The sequence below is a fragment of the Aquipuribacter aurantiacus genome (assembly GCF_051216895.1).
Classification (GTDB): Bacteria; Actinomycetota; Actinomycetes; order Actinomycetales; family JBBAYJ01; genus Aquipuribacter.
Genome location: NZ_JBPKAO010000025.1, coordinates 1 through 3,617 on the forward strand (window position 1 = coordinate 1; position 3,617 = coordinate 3,617).

Annotated in this window: 5 protein-coding genes; 3 read left to right on the top strand and 2 right to left on the bottom strand. The window is 72.2% G+C overall.

Features of this window, described 5'->3' with window-relative positions; all coding sequences use genetic code 11:
* The 3 genes from ACR80Q_RS18120 to ACR80Q_RS18130 form a co-directional block, all read left to right on the top strand.
* The coding region (locus ACR80Q_RS18120; RefSeq protein WP_435379054.1) for a hypothetical protein at positions 1–196 on the top strand (196 nt) is incomplete at its 5' end.
* 76 nt (positions 197–272) lie between these two features.
* A complete protein-coding gene (locus ACR80Q_RS18125; RefSeq protein ID WP_435379055.1) occupies positions 273–1,922 on the top strand; it encodes an alpha-amylase family protein in 1,650 nt (549 codons plus the stop codon).
* Positions 1,923–1,945: 23 nt separating this feature from the next.
* The gene (locus tag ACR80Q_RS18130; RefSeq protein WP_435379056.1) at positions 1,946–2,716 is read left to right on the top strand and encodes a dimethylarginine dimethylaminohydrolase family protein; all 771 of its coding nucleotides are present in this window, start codon (positions 1,946–1,948) and stop codon (positions 2,714–2,716) included.
* Positions 2,717–2,768: 52 nt separating this feature from the next.
* Here the strand turns inward: ACR80Q_RS18130 and ACR80Q_RS18135 are convergent, their stop codons facing one another.
* Positions 2,769–3,155 carry a nuclear transport factor 2 family protein gene (locus tag ACR80Q_RS18135; protein WP_435379057.1) on the bottom strand — a complete coding sequence of 129 codons (387 nt, stop codon included), beginning with the start codon at positions 3,153–3,155 and terminating at the stop codon, positions 2,769–2,771.
* 141 nt (positions 3,156–3,296) lie between these two features.
* The coding region (locus ACR80Q_RS18140; protein ID WP_435379058.1) for a PxKF domain-containing protein at positions 3,297–3,617 on the bottom strand (321 nt) is incomplete at its 5' end.

A 3,617-nucleotide genomic window follows, 5' to 3' on the forward strand; every position in this document is an offset into this window, starting at 1 on the left:
GCCCCCCGACCCGCCCGACGACTTGCTCGGCGCCGCGCCCGACGACCCGCGCGACGACCGGCGCGACCCCCGACCCGCCCCCGCACCTGGACCGGACCCCTTCGCCGGCCTCACCACCACCACCCGCACCAGCCACCCCCCGGACCACGACTGGCGACCACCCGGCTGGGACCCCACCCAGCCCTACCCGTTCTGACGGCCACCGGCGCGCGCGAGCGCGCCCGTCTTCCGCGGCGCCCATAGCCTGCAGGCATGACACCCCGGACCGTCCGATGAGGCTCACCGACACCAGCGACCTGTGGTGGAAGACCGCGGTCTTCTACAACTGCAACGTCGCGACCTTCGCCGACTGGGACGACGACGGCGTGGGGGACCTGGACGGTCTCGCCCACCGGTTGGACCACCTGGTCGACCTGGGTGTGACGTGCCTGTGGCTGGCGCCGCTGTACCCCTCCCCTCGCCGCGACAACGGCTACGACATCAGCGACTACTACGGCGTGGACCCGCGGTACGGCAGCCTCGGCGACTTCGTCGAGGTAGTCCGCACCGCCCACGACCGCGGCATCCGCGTCATCGTCGACCTGGTCGTCAACCACACCTCCGACCAGCACCCGTGGTTCCAGGAGGCGCGTGCCGACCGCACCAGCCGCTACCGCGACTTCTACCTCTGGCGCGACGAGCCGCCGGCCGACGCCCGGGCGAGCATGTTCCCCGACTCCGAGGACGGCATCTGGCGCTACGACGAGGTGGCCGGGCAGTACTACCAGCACTCCTTCTACCGCCATCAGCCCGACCTGGCCACGGGCAACCCCGCTGTGGTCGAGGAGATCGCCAAGGTGATCGGCTTCTGGCTGCAGCTGGGCATCGACGGGTTCCGGGTGGACGCCGTGCCGTTCCTCATCGAGTCCGAGGGCGTGCGGCAGCACCAGCTGCTGAACACCCTGCGGCAGTACGTCGGCCGGCGCAGCGGCACCGGCATGCTGCTGGGGGAGGTCAACCTGCCGTTCGCCGAGCAGCTCCCGTTCTTCGGCGGGGACGACGGTGACGAGCTCAGCATGCAGTTCGACTTCGTCACCAACCAGCAGCTGTTCCTGGCCCTGGCCCGCCAGGACGCCCGCCCCGTGCGCGCGTCCCTGCAGGGGCGTCCGGCCATCTCGACCACGAACCAGTGGGCCAACTTCATCCGCAACCACGACGAGCTGACGCTGGACCAGCTCAGCGAGGACGAGCGGAACGAGGTGTTCGACGCGTTCGCCCCCGAGCAGTCGCAGCGGATCCACGACCGTGGCATCACCCGTCGGGTGTCGACCATGCTGGAGGACCCGCGCCAGGTGCGCATGGTCCACAGCCTGATGTTCTCGCTGCCCGGTGCCCCGGTCCTGTACTACGGCCAGGAGATCGGCATGGGCGAGCACCCCACGCTCCCCGGGCGGGCGGCCGTACGCACCCCGATGCAGTGGACCTCGGGACCCAACGGGGGGTTCTCCGACGCTGCCGCCGCCGACCTGGAGCTGCCGGTCGTACCCGGCGCGTTCTCGCCCGAGCACGTCAACGTCGCCGACCAGCAGCGCGGCACCGACTCGCTGCTGGCCTTCGTGCGGCTGCTCGTGTCCGCCTACCGGCGCTCCCCCGAGATCGGCTGGGGCGAGCTCAGGGTCCTGGACCAGTCCCACGACAGCGTCCTGGCCCACTCCGTGCGCGCCTCGACCGGTGAGCTCGTCGCCCTGCACAACTTCGCCCCCTCCCCCCGGTCGGTGTCGCTCAACCTGACCGACGTGGATTCCGAAACCCGCGTCGTCGACATGCTCGACGAGAAGGCGTGCACCCTCGACGTCACCGACGGGCGGCTGGACGTGGACCTCGAGGGGTTCGGGTTCGCCTGGCTGCGGGTCGTCCGACCGGGTGAGAAGCGTCTGGCCTGAGGACGGCTCACTACGATCGTGCGATGACCCTCCCTCGCGCGCTGGTCCGCGACGTGTCCCCCCGTCTGGCCGACGCCGAGCTGACGTTCCTGGACGACCGCAGCATCGACGTCGGCCGCGCGGCCGGGCAGCACGCCGGCTACGTCGACCTGCTGCGGACGCTGGGCCACGAGGTCGTGCGGGTCGCGCCCACCCCCGACCACCCGGACGGCACGTTCGTCGAGGACGCCGTCGTGGTCGTCGACGACCTGGCCGTCCTCACCCGTCCCGGGGCCGAGAGCCGGCGCGGTGAGGTGGCATCGGTCCGCGACGCGGTGCGCGGCCTCGGTCTGCGCACCGAGGACGTCCTCGCCCCGGGCACGATCGACGGCGGTGACGTGCTGCAGGTGGGACGGCACGTCTTCGTGGGCCTGGGCGGGCGCACGAACGACGACGGGGTCGAGCAGCTGCGGACGGCGCTCACCCCGCTCGGGCGGACCGTGGTCGCGGTCGAGGTGACGGGTTGCCTCCACCTCAAGAGCGGGGCGACGGCCCTGCCCGACGGCACGGTCGTCGCGGTCACGTCCTGGCTGGACGCCTCGGTGTTCGCCGGCGCGGGGCTCACGGTCGTCGAGGCACCGGAGCACGCCGGCGCGGACCTGCTGCTCAGCGGTGACCGGGTGGTGGTCTCCGCGGCCGCCCCGCTGACGGCTGAGCTGGTGCGGCGGCGCGGGTTCGAGGCGCACCCGGTGCCGATCGACGAGCTGGAGAAGGCCGAGTGCGGCGTCACGTGCCTGTCGGTGCTGGTGCCGTAGGCGCGACGACGGACGGACGGCACCTCCGGCGGGTCCGCTCAGGCGTCGGGGCTCAGAGGCTCGTCGGGCCGCCCTGGTGGAAACGGAGACGCCACCCGGATGCCGGGTCGGCGTCCCCGGCGGTCGCCTCGCGCAGCCAGAGCGAGCTGCGGTTGGACGCCGTGCCGGCGGCGTCGACCACGACGTAGGTCAGCAGCGCCACGTCCGGTGCGACGAGCCGGGCGACGAGGTGCTGCGGTGGCCACCCCACGTCCAGCTCGACCGCGTCCACGGCCAGGACCTCCTCCCGCGACCAGCGTCGCCCCGACCGGCCGAACTCGTGGAAGTCCGGGTGCAGCACCGCCTCCATCCAGGCCGGGTCGAAGCGGGTGCCCCCGCGCCACAGGGACCCCTCGAGCGGGACCAGGTGCTCGGTCACGTCGTCGAGGTCCTCGCTCATCTCCTCATCGTGCCGCGCCGCGCCCGTGCCGCCCAGTTCTCGGCGGCACACGCCGAAGGGGCGCCCGGGTGTCCCCGGGCGCCCCTCCAGCCCCCTGCCGAGGAGGTGTGGGTGCGGTGGCTCAGACCATCAGGAGATCCCTCAGGTGAGCTGCACGTTCACGCGGTGCTGGGTGCCGTCCTCGACCGTGACGACGAACTGGCGGCAGGTGCCCGCCCACTCCTCGTCGGTGTCCCAGAGGTAGAAGTAGGCGTCCTGACCGCGGTTGTACCGCAGCTGGGTGCGTGCCTTCTGCTCCGTGGGCGTGGTGATGCCGAACTGCAGCGCCTGGCCCGTGCTGCAGTCGACCTGCTGCGAGGCGAAGGAGTGCGTGTTGTCCAGCACGTCCAGACCGCGGTTGCCACCGAGGCTGAACCGCATGGGAACCGCATCACCGGCGTCACGCAGCAGCAGCTCGTCCGT

What these genes read in the sequence shown, in the direction of transcription:
- ACR80Q_RS18135 (WP_435379057.1), bottom strand. Translation starts at nt 3,155, where the DNA reads ATGAGCGAGGACCTCGACGACGTGACCGAGCACCTGGTCCCGCTCGAG.
- ACR80Q_RS18125 (WP_435379055.1), top strand. Translation starts at nt 273, where the DNA reads ATGAGGCTCACCGACACCAGCGACCTGTGGTGGAAGACCGCGGTCTTC.
- ACR80Q_RS18130 (WP_435379056.1), top strand. Translation starts at nt 1,946, where the DNA reads ATGACCCTCCCTCGCGCGCTGGTCCGCGACGTGTCCCCCCGTCTGGCC.